Source organism: Sphingopyxis sp., assembly GCF_016793825.1.
In the GTDB taxonomy this organism is placed as follows: domain Bacteria; phylum Pseudomonadota; class Alphaproteobacteria; order Sphingomonadales; family Sphingomonadaceae; genus Sphingopyxis.
The window spans coordinates 233,604-251,627 of sequence record NZ_JAEULM010000019.1 but is presented as its reverse complement, the minus strand read 5'-3'; the positions used below and the strand labels follow the sequence as shown (position 1 = coordinate 251,627).

The 18,024-nt window shown below is 65.3% G+C and carries 21 protein-coding genes; 9 read left to right on the top strand and 12 right to left on the bottom strand.

What is annotated here, in order from left to right; all coding sequences use genetic code 11:
* Positions 1–39 precede the first annotated feature (39 nt).
* The 5 genes from JNM03_RS05590 to JNM03_RS05570 all read left to right on the top strand — a co-directional run bounded on the left by JNM03_RS05590 (position 40) and on the right by JNM03_RS05570 (position 3,795).
* Positions 40–297: a hypothetical protein gene (locus tag JNM03_RS05590; RefSeq protein ID WP_294035113.1), complete on the top strand. Its 258-nt coding sequence runs from the start codon at positions 40–42 to the stop codon at positions 295–297.
* Positions 294–917: a glutathione S-transferase family protein gene (locus tag JNM03_RS05585; protein WP_294035111.1), complete on the top strand. Its 624-nt coding sequence runs from the start codon at positions 294–296 to the stop codon at positions 915–917. Before JNM03_RS05590 ends, JNM03_RS05585 begins: the two co-directional genes overlap by 4 nt.
* 170 nt (positions 918–1,087) lie before the next feature.
* On the top strand, positions 1,088–1,720 hold the full coding sequence (locus tag JNM03_RS05580) for a DUF1013 domain-containing protein (protein WP_294035346.1): 633 nt from the start codon (positions 1,088–1,090) through the stop codon (positions 1,718–1,720).
* Between the two features lie 3 nt (positions 1,721–1,723).
* Positions 1,724–2,860, top strand: coding sequence for an MBL fold metallo-hydrolase (locus tag JNM03_RS05575; RefSeq protein ID WP_294035110.1), 1,137 nt, complete (start codon positions 1,724–1,726; stop codon positions 2,858–2,860).
* A gap of 59 nt (positions 2,861–2,919) precedes the next feature.
* Positions 2,920–3,795 (top strand): TraB/GumN family protein, encoded by an 876-nt coding sequence (locus tag JNM03_RS05570; RefSeq protein WP_294035108.1) that lies wholly within the window; start codon positions 2,920–2,922, stop codon positions 3,793–3,795.
* Between the two features lie 16 nt (positions 3,796–3,811).
* Here the strand turns inward: JNM03_RS05570 and JNM03_RS05565 are convergent, their stop codons facing one another.
* Positions 3,812–4,087, bottom strand: coding sequence for a hypothetical protein (locus JNM03_RS05565; RefSeq protein ID WP_294035106.1), 276 nt, complete (start codon positions 4,085–4,087; stop codon positions 3,812–3,814).
* Between the two features lie 126 nt (positions 4,088–4,213).
* Here JNM03_RS05565 and JNM03_RS05560 point away from each other — a divergent pair, with 126 nt between their 5' ends.
* Positions 4,214–5,392 (top strand): YdiY family protein, encoded by a 1,179-nt coding sequence (locus JNM03_RS05560; protein ID WP_294035104.1) that lies wholly within the window; start codon positions 4,214–4,216, stop codon positions 5,390–5,392.
* Here the strand turns inward: JNM03_RS05560 and JNM03_RS05555 are convergent.
* From JNM03_RS05555 to JNM03_RS05540, 4 genes are read right to left on the bottom strand one after another with little or no spacing between them, the layout of a single operon-like run.
* Positions 5,389–5,853: a VOC family protein gene (locus tag JNM03_RS05555; protein WP_294035102.1), complete on the bottom strand. Its 465-nt coding sequence runs from the start codon at positions 5,851–5,853 to the stop codon at positions 5,389–5,391. The two genes, JNM03_RS05560 and JNM03_RS05555, sit on opposite strands and share 4 nt — an antisense overlap.
* Positions 5,853–6,287 (bottom strand): hypothetical protein, encoded by a 435-nt coding sequence (locus JNM03_RS05550; protein ID WP_294035100.1) that lies wholly within the window; start codon positions 6,285–6,287, stop codon positions 5,853–5,855. Before JNM03_RS05550 ends, JNM03_RS05555 begins: the two co-directional genes overlap by 1 nt.
* Positions 6,288–6,307: 20 nt before the next feature.
* Positions 6,308–7,852: a M20/M25/M40 family metallo-hydrolase gene (locus JNM03_RS05545; RefSeq protein WP_294035098.1), complete on the bottom strand. Its 1,545-nt coding sequence runs from the start codon at positions 7,850–7,852 to the stop codon at positions 6,308–6,310.
* A 22-nt stretch (positions 7,853–7,874) separates the two neighbouring features.
* Positions 7,875–8,345, bottom strand: coding sequence for an SAM-dependent methyltransferase (locus JNM03_RS05540; RefSeq protein ID WP_294035096.1), 471 nt, complete (start codon positions 8,343–8,345; stop codon positions 7,875–7,877).
* 72 nt (positions 8,346–8,417) lie between these two features.
* Here JNM03_RS05540 and JNM03_RS05535 point away from each other — a divergent pair, with 72 nt between their 5' ends.
* A complete protein-coding gene (locus JNM03_RS05535) occupies positions 8,418–9,227 on the top strand; it encodes an SDR family oxidoreductase (RefSeq protein ID WP_294035094.1) in 810 nt (269 codons plus the stop codon).
* Here JNM03_RS05535 and JNM03_RS05530 read toward each other — a convergent pair.
* The 7 genes from JNM03_RS05530 to JNM03_RS05500 form a co-directional block, all read right to left on the bottom strand.
* Positions 9,224–9,715, bottom strand: coding sequence for a hypothetical protein (locus JNM03_RS05530; RefSeq protein ID WP_294035092.1), 492 nt, complete (start codon positions 9,713–9,715; stop codon positions 9,224–9,226). The two genes, JNM03_RS05535 and JNM03_RS05530, sit on opposite strands and share 4 nt — an antisense overlap.
* Positions 9,716–9,771: 56 nt before the next feature.
* The gene (locus tag JNM03_RS05525) at positions 9,772–10,062 is read right to left on the bottom strand and encodes a GIY-YIG nuclease family protein (RefSeq protein ID WP_294035090.1); all 291 of its coding nucleotides are present in this window, start codon (positions 10,060–10,062) and stop codon (positions 9,772–9,774) included.
* 155 nt (positions 10,063–10,217) lie between these two features.
* Positions 10,218–11,741 carry a fumarate hydratase gene (locus tag JNM03_RS05520; RefSeq protein ID WP_294035088.1) on the bottom strand — a complete coding sequence of 508 codons (1,524 nt, stop codon included), beginning with the start codon at positions 11,739–11,741 and terminating at the stop codon, positions 10,218–10,220.
* 73 nt (positions 11,742–11,814) lie between these two features.
* Positions 11,815–12,621 carry a hypothetical protein gene (locus JNM03_RS05515; RefSeq protein ID WP_294035086.1) on the bottom strand — a complete coding sequence of 269 codons (807 nt, stop codon included), beginning with the start codon at positions 12,619–12,621 and terminating at the stop codon, positions 11,815–11,817.
* 1 nt (position 12,622) lies between these two features.
* Complete coding sequence (locus JNM03_RS05510; protein WP_294035085.1) at positions 12,623–13,087, bottom strand: Fur family transcriptional regulator; 465 nt, start codon at positions 13,085–13,087, stop codon at positions 12,623–12,625.
* 104 nt (positions 13,088–13,191) lie between these two features.
* The gene (locus JNM03_RS05505; RefSeq protein ID WP_294035344.1) at positions 13,192–13,515 is read right to left on the bottom strand and encodes a MerC domain-containing protein; all 324 of its coding nucleotides are present in this window, start codon (positions 13,513–13,515) and stop codon (positions 13,192–13,194) included.
* A gap of 222 nt (positions 13,516–13,737) precedes the next feature.
* A complete protein-coding gene (locus JNM03_RS05500) occupies positions 13,738–15,405 on the bottom strand; it encodes an AMP-binding protein (RefSeq protein WP_294035083.1) in 1,668 nt (555 codons plus the stop codon).
* Between the two features lie 124 nt (positions 15,406–15,529).
* Between JNM03_RS05500 and JNM03_RS05495 the strand changes: the two genes are divergently transcribed.
* Together JNM03_RS05495 and pabB are read left to right on the top strand one after the other, a co-directional pair.
* Positions 15,530–16,066 (top strand): hypothetical protein, encoded by a 537-nt coding sequence (locus JNM03_RS05495; RefSeq protein WP_294035081.1) that lies wholly within the window; start codon positions 15,530–15,532, stop codon positions 16,064–16,066.
* 28 nt (positions 16,067–16,094) lie between these two features.
* Positions 16,095–17,924, top strand: a complete 1,830-nt coding sequence (pabB, locus tag JNM03_RS05490; protein WP_294035079.1) for an aminodeoxychorismate synthase component I — start codon at positions 16,095–16,097, stop codon at positions 17,922–17,924.
* The last annotated feature ends 100 nt before the right edge of the window (positions 17,925–18,024 follow it).

The window sequence follows — 18,024 nt, the reverse complement described above, 5'->3', positions numbered from 1 at the left end:
GCGATTGCCAGAACAGCCGCCGCAGCATAGCATGGCGCGATGCTGGTATTCGTCGCCTGGGCCACTTGTTGTGTCGCTGCTGTACTCACCCGGCGCCATCTTCTGTGGGCGCTGTTGTGCGGCGCGCCGCTGGCGCTGCTTTCCGTCGGCTGGTTGACTCGGCCCGCCACCGACCCGTTCGCCTTTTATCCGTGGGGCGCAATCGGTCTGTTCACCGGCATCGCGCTGGTCGTCGCGGCGACATGCGTCCTCAGCGTCGTCAGGACGCTGCTTGCTTCGCGAACGGATGCTCCGTGACCGACTGGCCGATCCTTCACGAATATGCGGCGAGCGGAAACTGCTACAAGATCCGACTGACTGCGGCCTTCCTCGACCTGCCGATCGAACGGCGCGAATATGACATCATGAAAGGCGAGACGCGGACCGCCGACTTTCTGGCGCATGTCAACGCGAACGGACGAATCCCGGTGCTGCAGGTCGGCGAACGCTTTTTGCCCGAAAGCAATGCCGCCTGCTTCTGGCTGGCCGAAGGCACGCACCTTGTCCCGCACGATCGGTTCGACCGGGCCGACATGCTGCGCTGGATGTTCTTCGAACAATATAATCACGAACCCAATATCGCGACCCTGCGTTTCTGGATGGGCTGGGTGGGCGAGAGGAATCTCACCGACCTCCAGCGCGCGCAGATCCCGGCGAAACAGGAAGCGGGCAGGGCGGCGCTCGCGTTGATGGACGAGCATCTGGCCAAACAGGACTGGCTTGCGGGGCACGCCCTGTCGCTCGCCGACGTCGCGCTCTATGCCTATACGCACGTCGCCGAGGACAGCGGGCTGTTTGTCCTTTCCGAAACGCCCGCGGTGGAGCGCTGGATCGCGCGGATCGAGGCTGAGCCGGGATTTGCCGCGATGTCGGCATAGCGGAAGATCGGAAATAATGTCGCGCGGTCGGGGGTGCCGGACTGCGGGCCTTGCTCCTTTCGTCAAACCGGCATATAGCCGCCGCCAATGTCCGGCCGCCCCGCGAGGGGCGGCCCTTATTATTTCCGCTTGGAGAACCAGCCATGGCCAATGCCGATGCAACCCCGCTGATGCCGCACGCGACCGCCGCCTGGCTGGTCGACAACACCGGGCTCACTTTCGCCCAGATCGCCGAATATTGCGGCATCCACATTCTGGAAGTGCAGGCGATCGCCGACGAGACCGCAGCGACGAAATATACCGGCCGTGATCCGGTTCGCGCGCACGAGCTGTCGATGGAAGAAATCGAAAAGGGTCAGGAAGACCCCAATTACAAGCTCAAGATGACCAAGCAGGCGCAGGACACGATCCGCCGCACCCGCGGTCCGCGCTATACGCCGGTCAGCAAGCGGCAGGACAAGCCCGACGGCATCGCCTGGATCCTGAAGAATCATCCCGAAGTGTCGGACGGCGCGATCGGCAAGCTGATCGGCACGACGCGCAATACCATCGGTGCGATCCGCGATCGCAGCCACTGGAACAGCGCGAACATCGTTCCCAAGGACCCCGTCACGCTGGGCCTCTGTTCGCAGCGCGAACTCGATGCCCTTGTCGCCAAGGCCGCGAAAAAGGCGGGCATCAAGGCACCCGAGGACAATCGCCTCGAAGGCGACCGCGAAGCGCTGCTCGAGGAACTGCGCGCCGAGCGTACGGCCGCGAACGAGGCGCGTGCCGCCGAGGAAGCCAGCGAAGAGCAGGCCTGAGGCGTGCCGAAATCGCCGGACGCGGGCGACGACGACAATATCCCGGCGGCCAGCGGCTCGCCGGATGCCTCGCTGACCCAGGACGACAGTTTCACGGCGACCAGTCATGCCGGGCTGACCTACCCCTGGGGCGACGCCGTGCCGGGCGCCGGCGAAACGATCCGGATCGCCGACGGAATCAACTGGGCGCGCATCCCGATGCCGGGCTCGCTCGGCCATATCAACAGTTGGCTGCTCGACGATCATGACGGGGTCGCGGTGGTCGATACCGGCATCTGCCTGACCATCTGCTCGGATGCTTGGAAAGCGCTCTACGCCGGCGCGCTGAAGGATCGGCGCATCACGCGCGTGATCGGGACGCATCTGCATCCCGACCATATCGGCCTTGCCGGCTGGATCGCGAAGAAGCACGACGTCAAGCTGTGGATGACCCGCGGCGAAATGCTGACCGCGCGCGCGATCGTCGCCGATTCGAGCGATACTGCCCCGGACGAGGTGGTCGCGCAGTCGCGCGCCGCCGGTTGGGACGAAGATACGATCGCGGAGCAGCGGGCGCGGGGCTGGAACATGTTCCAGCGGATGATCTTCACCCTGCCGCGCAGTTATGTGCGGATCACCGACGGCGAACGGCTCGACTTCGGCAAACATCGGTGGCGCGTCGTCACCGGGTCGGGTCACAGCCCCGAACATGCCTGCCTTTGGAACGAGCGCGAGGGCGTCCTCGTCTCGGGTGACCAGGTATTGCCGCGGATCAGTTCCAACGTCTCGGTCAACATCACCGAACCCGACGCCGATCCGCTCGGCGAATGGCTCGCCTCGATCGACAAGCTGATTGCGACGGTGCCGGGCGACGTGGTGACCTGTCCGGCGCACGGCGAACCTTTCAGGGGCCTGCACGTCCGCCTGATGGCGCTTCGCGACGAGCATCGGATGCGGCTCTACAAGCTGGCCGAGGCGATCGCGGAAAAGCCGATGCGCGCGGTCGACAGCTTTCCGCTGCTCTTCAACCGGCCGATCGGCGGCCACAACCAGAACCTCGCGACGGGCGAGGCGTTCGCCCATCTGAAGCGGCTGGAAGTCGAAGGTCGCGTGCAGCGCGAGGATCGCGACGGCGTCTGGTGGTATCACGGGGTCGCGTGAAGACGCTGCCGATCGCATTTTTGCTGGCCGCCCTCGCGGCCCCCGCATGCTTTGCCGCAATGGAATCGCCGGAGGCGGCGTCCGCGGAGAGCGAAGACATCGTCGTGGTCGCGCGTCGGTCGGGGGCTCCGATGTGGACGATCCGGACGGGTGCCGGCACCGTCATCCTCGTCGGTGAAATCGCCGCCGTCCCCAAGGCGACGCCCTGGCGCCCGGAGCGCCTCGAAGGCGCGACCGAACGGGCGCAGCGCATCATTCTGGGCACGAAGGCGAAAGTGTCGCCGGGGGACATCCTGCGCCTGATCTTCAAGGGCGGGGGGCTCACCCGGCTACCGAAAGGCCGGATTGCCGCCGACTATCTGGATTCCGGCCGGATGGCGCGGTTGCAAGCGCTCGAAAGCCGTTTCGACCAGGATTATTCGCGCCAGAATTTTCTGATGACGGCGTTCGACCTTCTCTCGAAACGGCTGTCGTTCAATCGCGATACCGCCGACGATGCGTCGGACGTCGTGCGCAGGGCCGCGCGCGGCGCGAAGATTCCGATGCAGCCGGTGGGCGAGGTTCGCGGCGAAGACATGCTCGACAACCTCTTCGCCGCGGCGCCGGAAACGCACATCGCGTGCCTCGATGCCGCGATGGCCGCGACCGAGGCCGGACCGGATATCGTCGCCGCGCGGGGGAAAGCCTGGACCGAATTCGACGTCCCTGCGGTGATGGCCAACCCGCTGGAGGAAGCGCTTGGGCGATGCTGGCCATGGACGAACGATGCGTTCGGCCCCGAGCTGCGCCGACAATGGGTGACCGCGATTCGGGAGGCGACGGCAAAGCCGGGCGTCACGCTTGCAGTGGTGCCGCTGCGCGTCCTTGCCGAACGCGACGGGGTGCTTGATCAGCTTGCGGGGCAAGGCCTGTCGATCACGGGGCCCGCGTGGTAGCAGCGCTGCGGCGACGTCAGCGCGGCCGGTGCATGACCCAGCTGAACGCCATCGCGTTGAAGACGGTATAAAGGCCATAGAGCAACAGCGCGGTGAACCAGTTGCGCGTCGCAATCGCCATTGCCCCGACGAGCAACAGGAATTCGAAGATATAGGTAATGTGCGGCCCAACCTTGTCGGCGAGCGGCCTGACCATCTGCTGCACCAGCGGATCATCGCTCTCCATGAACGCACGGTGCATCGCAAAATTGCCGACACCGGCGCAGAAAATGGCGATGATCGCGATCAGCATGGGTCTGCAGATGGGGCAGTCGGGGTGGAAATGCCAGCGTCTTTCGGGCTATGGGCGGCGGGGATGTGGCGTGGGGCGCGCCGACCCCGATCGAACGAATCCGGTCCCCCGAAGAAGGAACCTTCGATGACCTTTGTCCCACGCCTCGCCGCTCTCGGCCTGTTTGTGCTCGCCGCCGGGCCGGTTCATGCGGCGCAGGAGCCGATCAATCCGACCCAGCCGAACCCGGCGCTTGTCGATCCGGTGCTGATGGGTCCGATTCCGACAATGCTCGTGCCGGCCGATCCGCCCTTGCCCGACGCGGTGCGCGCGATGATCGACGCCGCCTTCGCGAGCGGCGAGGATGCCGATGTCGAAGCGGTGGTCAAATATGCGCGGATGGCCAATCCGGCGAGCCTTGGCGAGCTTGACGCGCTGATAGCCTATCACCGGAGCGCGAGCCCCCTGGCCGCACCGCCCGACCCGGTGGGCGAGATGCTCGCCGCCGCCATCGCCAGCGGCAAGGATGGCGATGTCGAGGCGGTGGCCAAGCTGGCCAAGGAAACGAATCCCGATCAGGCGGCCGAGATCGAGGCGCGGGTGGTCGCCTATCGCGCCGAACGGCAACGGATCCGGGACGAGGCGGCGGCTGCGGCGCGGGCGAAGCTGGCGGCGGCGAAGATCTGGCAGAACTGGAAGGGCGAGGGGCAGATCGGTGCATCGCTCGCCACGGGCAATACACGCTCAAAGGGCCTCAGCGCCGGACTTGCGCTGGCGCGCAAGGGCCTCGAATGGGATTACAAGGTTCGCGCGCAGGCCGATTATCAGCGCACCAACGGCCGGACCTCGGTCGAGCGTTTCGTGGTCGAGGCCGAACCGCAGTACAAGTTCAGCGACCGCGGTTTCGCCTACGGACTCGGCCGCTGGGAACAGGACCGTATTCTCGGCTATGATGCGCGCTGGAATCTCTCCGCCGGCCTTGGCTACAAGATGATCGACAGCGAGACCCTGTCGCTCAGCCTGAAGGGTGGCCCGACGTGGCGCCAGACCGATTTCACGAGCGGGCGGAACGAGAGCGAGATAAACGCGCTCGCGGGGCTCGACTTCGGCTGGCAATTGTCGCCGACGATCCGGCTGACGCAGGTCGCCTCGACGATCGTCGGCGAACGCAACACGACAGCGAGTTCGCTCACCGCGCTCAATGCCAAGCTGACCGGCGCGCTGTCGGCGCGCATCGCCTATTCGGCCGAGATCGACAGCAACCCGCCACCGGGGATCGAGAAGGTCGACACGCTGACGCGCTTCACGCTCGTGTATGGATTCTAGCTGCCGTCGAAGGCGTCGGCACCGCCGATCTCTTCGCCGTCGACGAGCAGGCCCGCACCGGGGACATGGTTTAATTCCATGCGGATGCCGTCGGGATCCTCGAACAGGATCGAATAATAACCGGGCGCCCAGGGTTCTTCCTGCGGGCCGTGGATGATATGGATGTCGCCCCGGTCCTTCAGGAAGTCATGGATCGCGTCGACTGCCGCGCGGTCGCGCATCCGAAAGCACGCATGATGCAATCCGGGCGCGCCCTGATCGAAGCGCTTGCCGGCATGTTCGGGGCTGGGCGTGCGGATGCCAATGGCGGTGCGGCCGCCGACGCCATAGAGCATATGTTCGCTGTCCAGGACCGTCTTGAGCCCGAGATAGCCGATGACATCGCGCCAGAAGGCCGTCGAGCGAGCAAAGTCGCCCGCCGTCAGGATCACATGCGCGACGCCGTTCAGCCCGCTCGTCATCAGTCGGTGCCGATCGTAAAACCGGGCACCGGTCGGCTCTCGATATGGCCGGCGTGATACATGTCCATATAGACCATAGTCTGCGCGGGCTCGCTGCCCTCGCAGCGCACATCATAGCCATCGACGATACTGCCGAAGATGCCGATGCCGAAATTGCCGACGCGGCCGAACCGGGGTGGCTTGCCGTCGCTGCAACGAAGCGATCTCAGATAGGCGATCTGGCCCGGCGGCATTTCGACGCGTACCGGATTCTGTTCGCTGCCGAGTGGATGTGCGTCGGCCTCCTCGATCGCCTTCTGCAGCTTCTTCCCCTTCATCGCCGATTTTCCGCTGAGCATATCCGACAACGAATCGCCGGCGAATGCTCCCGATGGCGCGGCTGCGAGCAGGCCGAAGGCTGCGACCAAGGCGATGCCTCGAAATTTCTTCATCATGGCATACCTCTCTTCGTCGCTCACTTGATCGCGGCGAGCGTATAGAGAAACTCGACAAAGCCCATCGTGGCATCGACCATTCCCGCGACCTTCGGATTGGTCGAATCGATCAGATAATATTCGTTCGGCGCATGCGCCCCCGATCCGTGCCCGATTCCGAAATGCGCCGCGGGGATCGAAACCGGCGGCGCGGTGAAGGTCGCGCCGGGCCAACTGCCCGCCAGCCGCGCGTTGAGGTTCGCCTTCACGCCCAGCGTCTTGTACGTCGCGAGCTCGGTGCGGACGAGCCGGCTGTCCTCGGCCACTTCGGTCGGGTCGTATCCGCCCGACACATTCATCTCGACATCGGTGAACCCATGTTTGTCGAGATGCGCGCGGAGCTTTCTCTCGGCCTCGGCGCGCGTCTGGTTGGGGACGAGGCGAAGGTCGAGTTTCGCCACCGCGCGGCCGGGGAGGACGGTCTTGCCGCCGGGACCGGTATAGCCCGCGACCAGACCCTCGATATTGACGGTCGGCTCCTGTGCGAGGCGGATCAGCGCGTCGTCGTATTGGAGATTGTCGATCCAGACGTTGACGCCGAGCGCCGCCTTGTCGGCCGCTTCGTCGGCGCCTTTCGCGGCTTCGCGGATCAGCGCCTTCTCACGGTCGGTGAGCGGGCGGACATTTTCGAACCAGCCTTCGATCGCCGGCGTGTTGCCGTCGGGGGTGACGAGCGTCTGGAGCGCCTGCACCAGCCGCCAGGCGGGCGAGTCGATCATCGCCTTGAGGCTGGAGTGGACATCACCCTTCGGCCCGCGACCCCATTTTTCTCCGCTTGCGATCAGTTCGAGCTCGATGATGCCCTTCGACCCCAGATTGACATCGACCGCGCCGGTCTTGTCCTGCGAGGCGAAGGGGATGAAGATGCCGTCGCATTTCTTCAGCGCGGCGAGGACGTTGGGCTTGGTCGCGACCTGGCGGAAGTGCGGCGAGCCGATCTCCTCTTCGCCTTCGCACACGAGCACGATGTTCACGGGCAGCTTCGCCTTGGCCGCGCGGATCGCGTGAAGCGCGGCAAGGAAGGTCGCCTCCGGCCCCTTCTGGTTCACCGCGCCGCGACCGACGATCGACATGCCGAAACCCGGTTTGTCGACCATCTTTCCTTCCAGCGGGGGCGACGACCATTCGGCCGGGTCGAACTGCTTCACATCATACATGAAATAGATGCCGAGCGTTCGCTTCGCGCCGACGTCGATCGTTCCGAACACGCCGGGATGGCCGTCGGTCGGGACGATTTCGACATTGGTGAAGCCCGCATCCTTCGCCAGCTCGGCCATATAGGCGGCGCCTTCGGGCATGTTGCGGTTTTCGGCCGCGATCGAGGGGAAGGCGATCCAGTCGCGCAGCCGCTTGACCGAAGCCTCCTTGCCGGCCTCGGCCGCCTTGCGGATGGCCGCGGTCTGGCTGCTTGCGGCGAGTGCGGGAAGCGGGCTCATCACGGCGGCGCCGGCGCCGAGCATCGCCGCCCCGCGCAACAGGCCGCGCCGTTCGAACATCGTCTGGAAAGCCTGATCGTCGTCGCGCATGATGAACCCCTTTTCGCTGTCGTTACGGTTTGACCCAATATCCCTGCATCAATTCATGCGACCAGTCGGGCTGTCGCACATCCCCACGCGGAAGAAACTCCACCATCACCGGCTTGATGTCGAGTACCGGCGTGCCGTCGATTGCATCGAGACCTTCGACGTCAACGCTCCGCCCGTCTACCGCGACAATCCGGCAGGTCGTGAGGCCGATGCGATTGGGGCGATTCTTGCCGCGCTGCGCGAAGATCCCGACGAGCGGCCAGTCGGTGCGACTGCGCGGATGGCGCGCGCCGCTTTCGATCTTTTCGTCGGGCACCTTGTCGAAGAGAAAGATGACTTCGGCGTGGCTGAAGTCGCCAAGCCCGGCCAGCGCGTCAGGCGCAAAGCGATCGGAATCCAGTTCGATCCGGGCGCGGCTGGCGCCCCAGTCGTCGTCGATCGCTTCGGCTCGGCCGCCACGGACGTGACCGATGGGGACAAGGGTATAGGTCAACGGCCGCTCCCTGCTGCTGCGATTGACGGTGATGGCGCAGCGCGCCTAGCCTTGCAAGGAAGGAGAGGCGCCATGGACTTTACGGGCAAAAGCGTCGTGATCACAGGGGGTGCGACGGGTATCGGTTTTGCGCTGGCGAAACGGATCGGCGGCGCGGGGGCGCGGATCATCCTGTTCGAACCGCGTGAGGACAAGCTGGCCGAGGCCGTCGACGCGCTTGGCGCGTGCGGAGTCGATGCACGCGCGTTCGCGGGCGATGTCACCGACGCAGCGGCGATCGAGGCGCTCGCCGACTTCGCCTGGGCTGAACATGGCCGCGCCGATGCGATCATCGCCAACGCCGGGGTCGGCGGGGTGCGGACGGAGATACTCGATACCGACGCTGCCGCTGCTCGCGCGCTGATGGAGGTCAATTTCTGGGGCGTGTGGAACAGCGTTCGCACCTTCGGCCGGCGCTTCCGCGACGACGGCCTGCCGTCGGCGATCTATGCCACCGCGTCGGAGAACGGCTTGTTCAACGCGGTGCGCCGGAACGGCGGCATCTATGTCGCCAGCAAGCACGCCGTCGTCGGCCTGATGGACACGCTGCGCAACGAGGCGTCGCCGAACGTGGAGGTCGGTGTGATCATCCCCGGCTGGGTCAAATCCGAGATGACGCGGCATGCCGCCCCCGCGATGGAAGCCGACGCTTTCGCGGACCGTATCGTGCCGCAGATGGAAGCGGGGCAGTTCTACCTCGTCAGCCACCCCTATAATGTCGTGCGGATGGAGGAGCGCTGGGCCGAGGCCTATGCGGCCTATGCCCGCTTTGCGCCGCGCGAACCGGGTGACGATGCGATGGACGTCGCGCTGTTCGTCGAACGGATGCGCGCCGGGGGCTAGACGGCCGGTGTCGCGCCGAGTTCGCGGCGGAGGAAGGCGAGGATTTCGGCCTTGTCATCCTCTCCCTCGCCGCCGGCCCGAAAGGCGACGCCGCCCAATATCATCATCAGGATCGGAATGCCGGCAAAGATGGCGCCGAACAGAATAGCGTCGGGAACGAACCAGGCGACCACCACGCCGACGATCACGAACAGCGACAGAAATCCGAACCAGAAGACCGGAAACAACCGCCCGGCGGTCGTCCGCCCGATCGTACCGCTGATCCGGGTGCCCCCGCCACGGGGCTCCATCGTCGCATCGAGCTGCGGCGCCATCACATTCTGCACGTTCCGCCGCGCATAGCGCAGCGTCATGTCATACTGGCTGCCATTGCCATAGACGCGCGCCTTTGCGCCCGTCATCGGATCGTCCATGATCGCCTTCAGCTTGCGCGCGATCTCTTCGGGCGGGAGGGGGGAGTAGAGGTCGATTTTTCCGATCTTCGCCATTGCCCGGCCCCCTCCACCGTCATCCCGGCGAACGCCGGGATCTCGCCAGTTATGCATCAACCCAACAGCTTGTCGAACAAATCCTCCCACTCCGGATTGCTCTCGGTGATTAGTCGTCTCTTCCACTCGCGATGCCATTCCTTCAGCGCCTTTTCGCGGGCGATGGCTTCGTGCATGGTCGCGTGAAACTCGGCATGGACGAGCTTGTAGATATTATAGCGGCGGCAATGTGAAGAGCCTTCGCCAGCGCGATGCTGCGTTATGCGCGCCGCGATGTCGCTGGTGACACCGATGTAGAAGAGCTGATTGCTGCGATTCGTAAGAATATAGGTGCAGGGTTGGCGCATGGCGTAACCCTATCCCGCATCGTCATCCCGGCGGAGGCCGGGATCTCGCCGTTCCGGATGCACCTGGTCGAGAGGGCGGGGCCCCGGCCTTCGCCGGGGTGACGGGTTTAGTTGGAAGCGAAGTGTGCGATCGAGTTGGGCACGGCCCGCGGGGTTCACGCCTTTTCCAGCAACCCCTCGTCGGCGATCCGTTTTTGCCACAGCTTTGGCGCGTTGACGTGGACGTTCTGGCCTTCGCTGTCGACGGCGACGGTGACGGGGAAGTCCTTGACCTCGAATTCGTAGATCGCCTCCATGCCAAGGTCGGCGAAACCGACGACCTTGCTGCCCTTGATCGCCCGCGCGACGAGGTACGCGGCGCCGCCGACCGCCATCAGATAGGCGCTCTTGTGCTTCGCGATTGCCTGCGTCGCGGCGGGGCCGCGCTCGGCCTTGCCGACGCAGGCGAGCAGGCCCTGGTCCAGCATCATGTCCATGAACTTGTCCATGCGCGTGGCGGTCGTCGGGCCGGCGGGGCCGACGATTTCCTCGCCGACCGGATCGACCGGGCCGACATAATAGATAACGCGGCCCTTGAATTCGACAGGCAGTTCCTCGCCCTTCGCCAGCATGTCGGCAATACGCTTGTGCGCGGCGTCGCGGCCGGTGAGCATCTTGCCGTTCAAGAGGATGCGGTCGCCCTGTTTCCAGCTCGCGACCATGTCGGGGGTCAGGCTGTCGAGATCGACGCGGATGGCGGCCTGGTCGGGCTTCCAGTCGATCTGCGGATAGTCGGCGAGCACCGGCGGTTCGAGGAAGGCCGGGCCGCTGCCGTCGAGCGTGACGTGGGCGTGGCGCGTCGCGGCGCAGTTCGGGATCATCGCAACGGGTTTCGACGCGGCATGGGTCGGCCAGTCGGCGATCTTGATGTCGAGCACGGTGGCGAGACCGCCGAGGCCCTGCGCCCCGATGCCGAGCGCATTGACCTTTTCATACAGCTCGATCCGCAGCTCTTCGATCGGCGACGACGGACCGCGCGCGAGCAGTTCGGTCATGTCGATCGGGTCCATCAACGACTGCTTCGCCAGCAGCATCGCCTTTTCGGCGGTCCCGCCGATGCCGATGCCGAGCATCCCCGGCGGACACCAGCCGGCACCCATCTGCGGGACCATTTCCAGCACCCAGTCGACGATCGAATCCGACGGATTCATCATCTTGAACTTCGACTTGTTTTCGCTGCCGCCGCCTTTTGCCGCAACGTCGATCACGACCTTGTTGCCGGGCACCATTTCGACGTTGAGGACCGAGGGTGTGTTGTCCTTCGTGTTCACGCGGCTGAACGCCGGGTCGGCGAGGATCGAGGCGCGCAGCTTGTTGTCGGGGTGGAGATACGCCTTGCGCACCCCCTCGTCGACGACCTGCTGCAAGCTGCGGACGCTGTCGAGGCGGCAGTCCATGCCCCATTTGATGAAGACGGTGACGATGCCCGTGTCCTGGCAGATCGGGCGGTGCCCCTCGGCGCACATGCGGCTGTTCGACAGGATCTGCGCCATAGCGTCCTTCGCGGCGGGCGACACCTCGCGCTCATAGGCGGCGGCCAGCGCGCGGATATAATCCATCGGATGGAAATAGCTGATGTACTGGAGCGCGTCGGCGATGGTTTCGACGAGGTCGTCCTCGCGGATGATCACGGTGTTCATGGGTGCAGCCCCCTTTTGCCCTGTTTCAGGATTCGCGCCTCCCTAGACCTCGGGGCCCCCGACGAAAAGGGGTTTAGCCTTTGCGGCGACCGAACATCCTTCGCGGCGGTGCGGCCGTGATCGGCGGCGCGGGCGGTTGCCGCGCCGTGGTGCCGGCATCGGCCAGCGGCCGTTTTCGGACCAGTGCCCGCCACGTTCCGATCATGGCGGTTCCGAGCAGAACGATCCAGCCGCTGCCGATGGCGGCGAGCAGCGTCCAGCCGAAGCTTTCGGGCGCGGTGACGGCCATGACCGTCGGCACGGTGGCGACGACGACCAGTGTTCCCGCCAGCATCGACCAACGGCCGATGCGCGCCATCGCGGCGCCGATCGCGACGTTGGTGAGCGCGAGCAACAGGAATTTCGCCGCCACGGGATACGGCAGGCTGGCCATCGACGGCGAATAATCTCCGGCCGTGAAGGCTGTCTGGATGTCGAAGAGCAACCAGTTTTCATGAGCGTCGCAAAGCGCGGCGAGGATCGGCAGGCCCACGACGGCAAGAAGCCGGCGCTGCCCCAGTTCGCGAGAGAGCGCCACCAGCCCGCACGCGAGGAAGCCGGCATAAAGCAGCATATAGGTATAGTCGCGTTCGTTGCCGCTGCGCATGGTTGCAAGACGTGAGACCTGCAACGGATCGGTGTCGGCACCGAAGATCGCGACGAGGTCGTCCTGGCTGCGTGCGAACTCAAAGGCGAGGACGGGCGAACCATAGCCGGGCTCGACCGCATGGCCCGAGGCAGGAAAGATGCCGCTGAGCGAAGCGCCGAACAGCAGGACGGCGACGCCGAACAGGAAGGTCGCGAACCACCAGCGCGCCGCCGGCAGCGCGTGTGCGGTCAACTTATTGGCACTCGGCGCATTTGCCGCGCACCTCGATAACCGGGCGTTCGGCGGCGAAGCCGGTTGCCTCGGCCGCGGCGCGGACGCCGTCGGACAGCTTGTCGTTGTCGACGTGCACCGCCGTGCCGCAGGTGTCGCAGATCAGGAAGATGCAGTCGTGCAGGCAACCCGGGTGACTGTTCGCAACGAAGGCGTTGGCGCTCTCGACGCGGCGGACGAGGTTGTTCGCAACGAACAGGTCGAGGATGCGATAAACGCTGTTGGGCGCCACACGCTTGCCGCGCTTTTGCGAAACGATATCCGCGATTTCATAAGCGCTGGCGGGCTTGCCGATTTCGGCGACAGCGTCGAAAATCTGCGCGCGCATGTCGGTCCACGCTTCGCCGCCCTTTTCGAGCGCGTCCTGCGCCGCCTTGGCGAGCGAGGCGCCGGTCGCCTCGACATGCGGATGTTCATGCTTGCCCATTGGCGCTTCCTTATGCGCGAAACTGCGCGCGTTCTGCCTCTGACGCAGACAATGTATGTTGTTTGGAGGGCGCCCGCAAGCTGGGGGCGCTACCTAGCGGCGCGTTAACTCCGCGCCCGACGGTTGAGGTCGTGGCCAAGCGCGACGACGGCCACGCCGATCATCGTCGCGAGGATTTCGCTGCCGTCGTGCGGCCGCGACAGGGCGCCCGCCATCATGCCGAGCCCGAAACAGCCAACCGCAAAGGGCATCATATAGCCATGGCTGAGCACACCCGAAACCAGCGTCACCAGCGCGAATCCGATTGCGATGACCAACCCGATTTCGTGAAATGCGGGATTGAGCAGCGCTCCGCCGACCGAGGCCAGTGACGCGAAAAAGATCGTGCTGGCGAGGCAATGGACGAGGCAAAGGCCCGACAGCCCCATCGCAAGCTGGTCGCCGGTGAGGGAGGTCAGCGGCCGCGAATCGCGCGCAGCCCGAACCAGCGCGCCGAAGCGCGGCCAGTAATGGCTGTGATTGGCGACATGGGTCACCCGATTCTCCGTTGGTCCAACTGCGAGCGTTGATATGGCATAACATGCCAAAGGTTACAACATCTCATTGCAATATTTTGCCTGGCCTCGGGCGTCGGGAAGGCGGCGGGCGATTCAGGCGTCGGCTTCCGCCCGCAAGGCCTTTCGGTCGAGCTTGCCGATCATCGTCTTGGGCAGGCTTGCGCGCACCTCGATCGCGCTGACCCGCTCATGCTTGCCGAGCCGGGAATTGAGCCAGGCGGCCAGGGCGTCGCCCGAGACGTCGAAACCCTCCTCCAGCGTCACGAAGGCCTTGGGGACCTCGCCACGATAGGCGTCGGGGACACCGAGGACGATCGCTTCCTTGACCGCGGGATGCTCGTAGAGATGCGCCTCGATCACGCTGGGATAGACCTTGAAACCGCCGACAGCGATCATGTCCTTCAGCCGGTCGACGATGCGGATATAGCCGTCGTCATCGATCGTCGCGACGTCGCCGGTGCGCAGCCAGCCGTCGCTGGTGAAGCTGTCGGCGTCGGCGTCGGGCCGGTTCCAATAGCCCCGCATGATCTGCGGTCCCTTGACTGCGAGTTCGCCCGGCTCGTCCTCGGGTGCGTCCTTTGCCGGGTCTTCCTTGTCCAGCAGGCGAATGCGCGTTGCGGGAAGCGGCTGCCCGATCGTACCGGGCTTGACCGGTCCGTCGTAGGGATTGGTCGCGACGACGCCCGAGCTTTCGGTGAGGCCATAGCCTTCGACGAGCGACGCACCGGTTGCCGCGATGAATTTCTCGCGAAGCTCGGCAGGCATCGGCGCGCCTCCCGAAATGCAGACGCGCAGGCTGGAGAAATCGGTCTTCGCCAGATCGGGATGGTCGAGCAAGGCCTGATACATCGTCGGTACGCCGGGAAGAGCCGTCGCCCTGGTCCGGGTGATCGTCTGAAGCGCCGCTTTCGCATCGAAGCGCGGCAGCATCGCGATCATTCCGCCGTTGAGTATCGTGCGGTTGAGAACGCAGGTGTTCGCAAAGACATGGAAGAAGGGCAGCACGCCCAGGATGCGGTCGCCCGCGTCATGGTCGGGGTCGATCGCGTTCACCTGACGGGCGTTGGCGGTCAGATTCTGGTGCGTCAGCTCCGCGCCCTTGGGCGTGCCGGTGGTGCCGCCCGTGTACTGGATCAGCGCGACGTCGGTCTGGGGGGAGATCGCCACCGGTTCGGGCCGGCCGTCGTTTTCGACAAGCGCCGAGAAGCGGATGACGCGGGGATCGTCTGGAAGCGCGGCGACCTCCGCCTTCTTGAACAGGCGATAGAGCACCGATTTGGCGGCCGGCAGGCCGCCCGCGATCGAGCCGACGATCAATTGCCGGAGGCTCGAACCCTCGAGTACCGCGAGCGCGGTCGGCAGCAGCGCCGACGCGCTGATCGTCACCAGCGTATCGGTCCCCGAATCCTCGACCTGCGCCTCCAGCTCGGCGATGGTATAGAGCGGGGAGAAATTGACGACCGTCGCCCCCGCGGCGAGTGCTCCATAATAGGCAGCGACATAATGCGGGACATTCGGCAGGAACAACCCGACCCGACTTCCCTTGCCGATCCCCCGCAATTGAAGGCCCCGCGCCACGCGGGCGACCGCGTCGGATACTTCGGCATAGGAAAAGCGCCGCCCCATGAAGTCGAGCATGGGCGCTGTGTCATTTTTCCGGACGCTCGCGGCGAGCATTTCGGGAAGCGACAGCGGCTCGAACGGATGATCCCACGGCGTCGGATGGCGGTAGTCGTGCGACCAGTCATGGAGGCTGTTCATCAAGGCGGGGACCCTTTGTGCTGGTTATTGACATCACTCTAAGCAAGCCGGGACGCGACCGCAATCTTGCGGCGGGGGAATGCGCCCGCTAGTCAGGGGCCGTCTTTCTCGACAGGGGTTTTCCATGCTGCAGCCATTTTCGCGTTTTGCCGCGCCGCTCGTTCTTCTTGCTCTGGCCGTGACGACGCCTGCGGTTGCGAAGGACAAGGCGCCGCCGCCGCGACCGGCCCAGATTCAGGAACTTTATGCCTGCCGCGACATCGCCGATCCGGCAGGACGGCTTGCCTGCTTCGATCGCGAGGTCGGCGAACTGGCGAACGCCGATCAGGCGCGCGAGATCGTCTTTACCGACAAGGAAACCGCGAAAAAGACGCGGCGCGGCCTGTTCGGCTTTTCCTTCCCCAAGCTCGGTGGAATTTTTGGCGGTGACGAAGACGAAATCAGGGAGATCGACACCGTCATCCGGTCGGTGAGCATCGACAGGTCGGGCAAATATACGCTGGTGATGGAAGATGATGCGGTGTGGATGCAGATCGACACCACCAAGCTGCCGCGCCAGCCCAAGCCGGGGCAAAAGATCCATATCAAGACCGCGACGATGGGCAGTTATTTCGCGACGATCGAGGGTGGCCGCGCGATCCGTCTGAAGCGCGACCGCTGACCGCGGCCGGCCGGCTGCGGGAGGGATTATGACAAGTGCTGCGGCGCTGCCGGTTCCGGGCCCGGACTGCCCGCCGTTCGTGCTGCTGGACGATGCGCGCGTCGATGGCGCCGCGCCCGCCCGGCTTTTCCGGAACCCCGTCGAGATTGCGACGGCGCATTCGGCGTCCGAGCTTCCCGCCTTGCTTGCAACGCTTGAAGCGGCGCCTCGTCGCGGGCTGCATGTGGCGGGCTACCTTGCCTATGAAGCCGGAAAAGGATTGCCGCCGGCGTGGCGCGGTACCGTGGATTCGGGAGGCGCGAAGTCGGTTGTGGCATCGCCGCTCGGCTGGTTCGGACTGTTCGAGCAGGTCGAACGGATCGCGGTCGACGCCGTGCCGGATAGGCTTCCCGACCCCGCGAGCGGATGGGTGGGGGCCGTGCGCCCCCGCGTTTCGCGCGCCGACTATCTGGCTGCGGTCGAGGCGGTTCTCGGTCTGATCCGGGACGGCGATATCTATCAGGCCAATTATACCTTCCGCGCCGATGTGCCCGTCGCGGGCAATCCGCTGGCGGTCTATGCGCGCCTCCGCCAGACCGCGCGCGCGGGCTATGGCGGCTTTATCTGGACCGGCGCGCAGGCGGTCGCGTCGCTGTCGCCCGAGCTTTTCTTCGCATTGCGCGGCCGGCGGGTGATGGCCCGCCCGATGAAGGGAACCGCTGCCCGGCTCACCGACGCTGGCGCCGATGCTACCGTGGCCTTAGCGCTTGCGGACGATCCCAAGCAACGCGCCGAAAATCTGATGATCGTCGATCTTATCCGCAACGACCTGTCGCGCGTGGCGACGCCCGGTACGGTCGCGGTGCCCGATCTGTTCCGGGTCGAAAGCTTCCCGACGATCCATCAGCTCGTCTCCGACGTGTCGGCAACGCTTCCCGATTCGGCGGGCGCGGTCGATGTCCTGCGGGCGGCCTTTCCCTGCGGATCGATCACGGGGGCCCCCAAGGTGCGGGCGATGGAGATCATCGATGCGCTGGAAGCCGACGGGCGCGGTCTTTACACGGGATCGATCGGGTTTATCGAGTCCGGCGGGGACGCAGCGTTCAATGTAGCGATCCGCACGCTGGTCTTTCCACCGGCGGCCCTCTTGCAGGAAGGCAGGGCTTGCGCCACGCTGGGGCTCGGTTCGGGAATCGTCGCCGACAGCCAGCCGGCCGAGGAATGGCGCGAATGTCTGGCCAAGGGGGAATTTGTGGGCGCAGCGGGCGAAAGCTTCGACCTTATAGAAACGATGTTTTTCGATCCGGTCGAGGGTGTTCAGCGACTGGAGGGCCATCTGGCGCGGATGAAGGCGAGCGCGGGAACGCTTGGCTTTGCGTTCGATCGGCACGGCGCGCGCAACAGCCTGCAATCGGCGACGTTCCGCCTTCGCCATGCGGCGCGGGTACGGATGCGGCTCGCGGCATCCGGCGCGCTCGCGGTCGAGGTTTCGCCGTTGCCGCGCCTTGCCGAATTGCCCGTCAGCGTCGCAGTGCATCCGGCGCCGATGGCCGCGGACGATTTTCGCCTTGCGCACAAGACCAGCCTGCGGGCCACATATGACGAGGTCCGCAAGGCGAGCGGACTGCCCGAGGTCGTGTTCGTCGACGAGCCGGGCTTCGTGACCGAGGGAAGCTGGAGCAATATTTTTGTCGAGCGCGACGGGCTGTTGTTGACGCCGCCGCTGTCGCTCGGCCTGCTTCCTGGGGTCTTGCGCGCCGAACTGATCGAAAAGGGGCGCGCGGTCGAATCGCACCTGCGCCTCGCCGACTTGAAAGACGGGTTTTTCATCGGCAATTCGCTGCGCGGGCTGATCCCGGCGCGGCTGGGGCAGGAATAGGGCGGCGGCAGCCGCGGAAACGCACCTTGCCGTGCCGCCGCGCCGCAGAGACAGGCGCCTACGTATTCGGAGGGTGCGTAATTCTGTTTTTTCCAGAGGG

Excerpts from the sequence above, each read along its gene's own strand:
- JNM03_RS05590 (WP_294035113.1), top strand. The coding sequence starts at position 40 with ATGCTGGTATTCGTCGCCTGGGCCACTTGTTGTGTCGCTGCTGTACTC.
- JNM03_RS05580 (WP_294035346.1), top strand. The coding sequence starts at position 1,088 with ATGCCGCACGCGACCGCCGCCTGGCTGGTCGACAACACCGGGCTCACT.
- JNM03_RS05570 (WP_294035108.1), top strand. The coding sequence starts at position 2,920 with ATGGAATCGCCGGAGGCGGCGTCCGCGGAGAGCGAAGACATCGTCGTG.
- JNM03_RS05565 (WP_294035106.1), bottom strand. The coding sequence starts at position 4,087 with ATGCTGATCGCGATCATCGCCATTTTCTGCGCCGGTGTCGGCAATTTT.
- JNM03_RS05560 (WP_294035104.1), top strand. The coding sequence starts at position 4,214 with ATGACCTTTGTCCCACGCCTCGCCGCTCTCGGCCTGTTTGTGCTCGCC.
- JNM03_RS05555 (WP_294035102.1), bottom strand. The coding sequence starts at position 5,853 with ATGACGAGCGGGCTGAACGGCGTCGCGCATGTGATCCTGACGGCGGGC.
- JNM03_RS05550 (WP_294035100.1), bottom strand. The coding sequence starts at position 6,287 with ATGATGAAGAAATTTCGAGGCATCGCCTTGGTCGCAGCCTTCGGCCTG.
- JNM03_RS05545 (WP_294035098.1), bottom strand. The coding sequence starts at position 7,852 with ATGCGCGACGACGATCAGGCTTTCCAGACGATGTTCGAACGGCGCGGC.
- JNM03_RS05535 (WP_294035094.1), top strand. The coding sequence starts at position 8,418 with ATGGACTTTACGGGCAAAAGCGTCGTGATCACAGGGGGTGCGACGGGT.
- JNM03_RS05530 (WP_294035092.1), bottom strand. The coding sequence starts at position 9,715 with ATGGCGAAGATCGGAAAAATCGACCTCTACTCCCCCCTCCCGCCCGAA.
- JNM03_RS05525 (WP_294035090.1), bottom strand. The coding sequence starts at position 10,062 with ATGCGCCAACCCTGCACCTATATTCTTACGAATCGCAGCAATCAGCTC.
- JNM03_RS05520 (WP_294035088.1), bottom strand. The coding sequence starts at position 11,741 with ATGAACACCGTGATCATCCGCGAGGACGACCTCGTCGAAACCATCGCC.
- JNM03_RS05510 (WP_294035085.1), bottom strand. The coding sequence starts at position 13,087 with ATGGGCAAGCATGAACATCCGCATGTCGAGGCGACCGGCGCCTCGCTC.
- JNM03_RS05505 (WP_294035344.1), bottom strand. The coding sequence starts at position 13,515 with ATGGGGCTGTCGGGCCTTTGCCTCGTCCATTGCCTCGCCAGCACGATC.
- JNM03_RS05500 (WP_294035083.1), bottom strand. The coding sequence starts at position 15,405 with ATGAACAGCCTCCATGACTGGTCGCACGACTACCGCCATCCGACGCCG.
- JNM03_RS05495 (WP_294035081.1), top strand. The coding sequence starts at position 15,530 with ATGCTGCAGCCATTTTCGCGTTTTGCCGCGCCGCTCGTTCTTCTTGCT.
- pabB (WP_294035079.1), top strand. The coding sequence starts at position 16,095 with ATGACAAGTGCTGCGGCGCTGCCGGTTCCGGGCCCGGACTGCCCGCCG.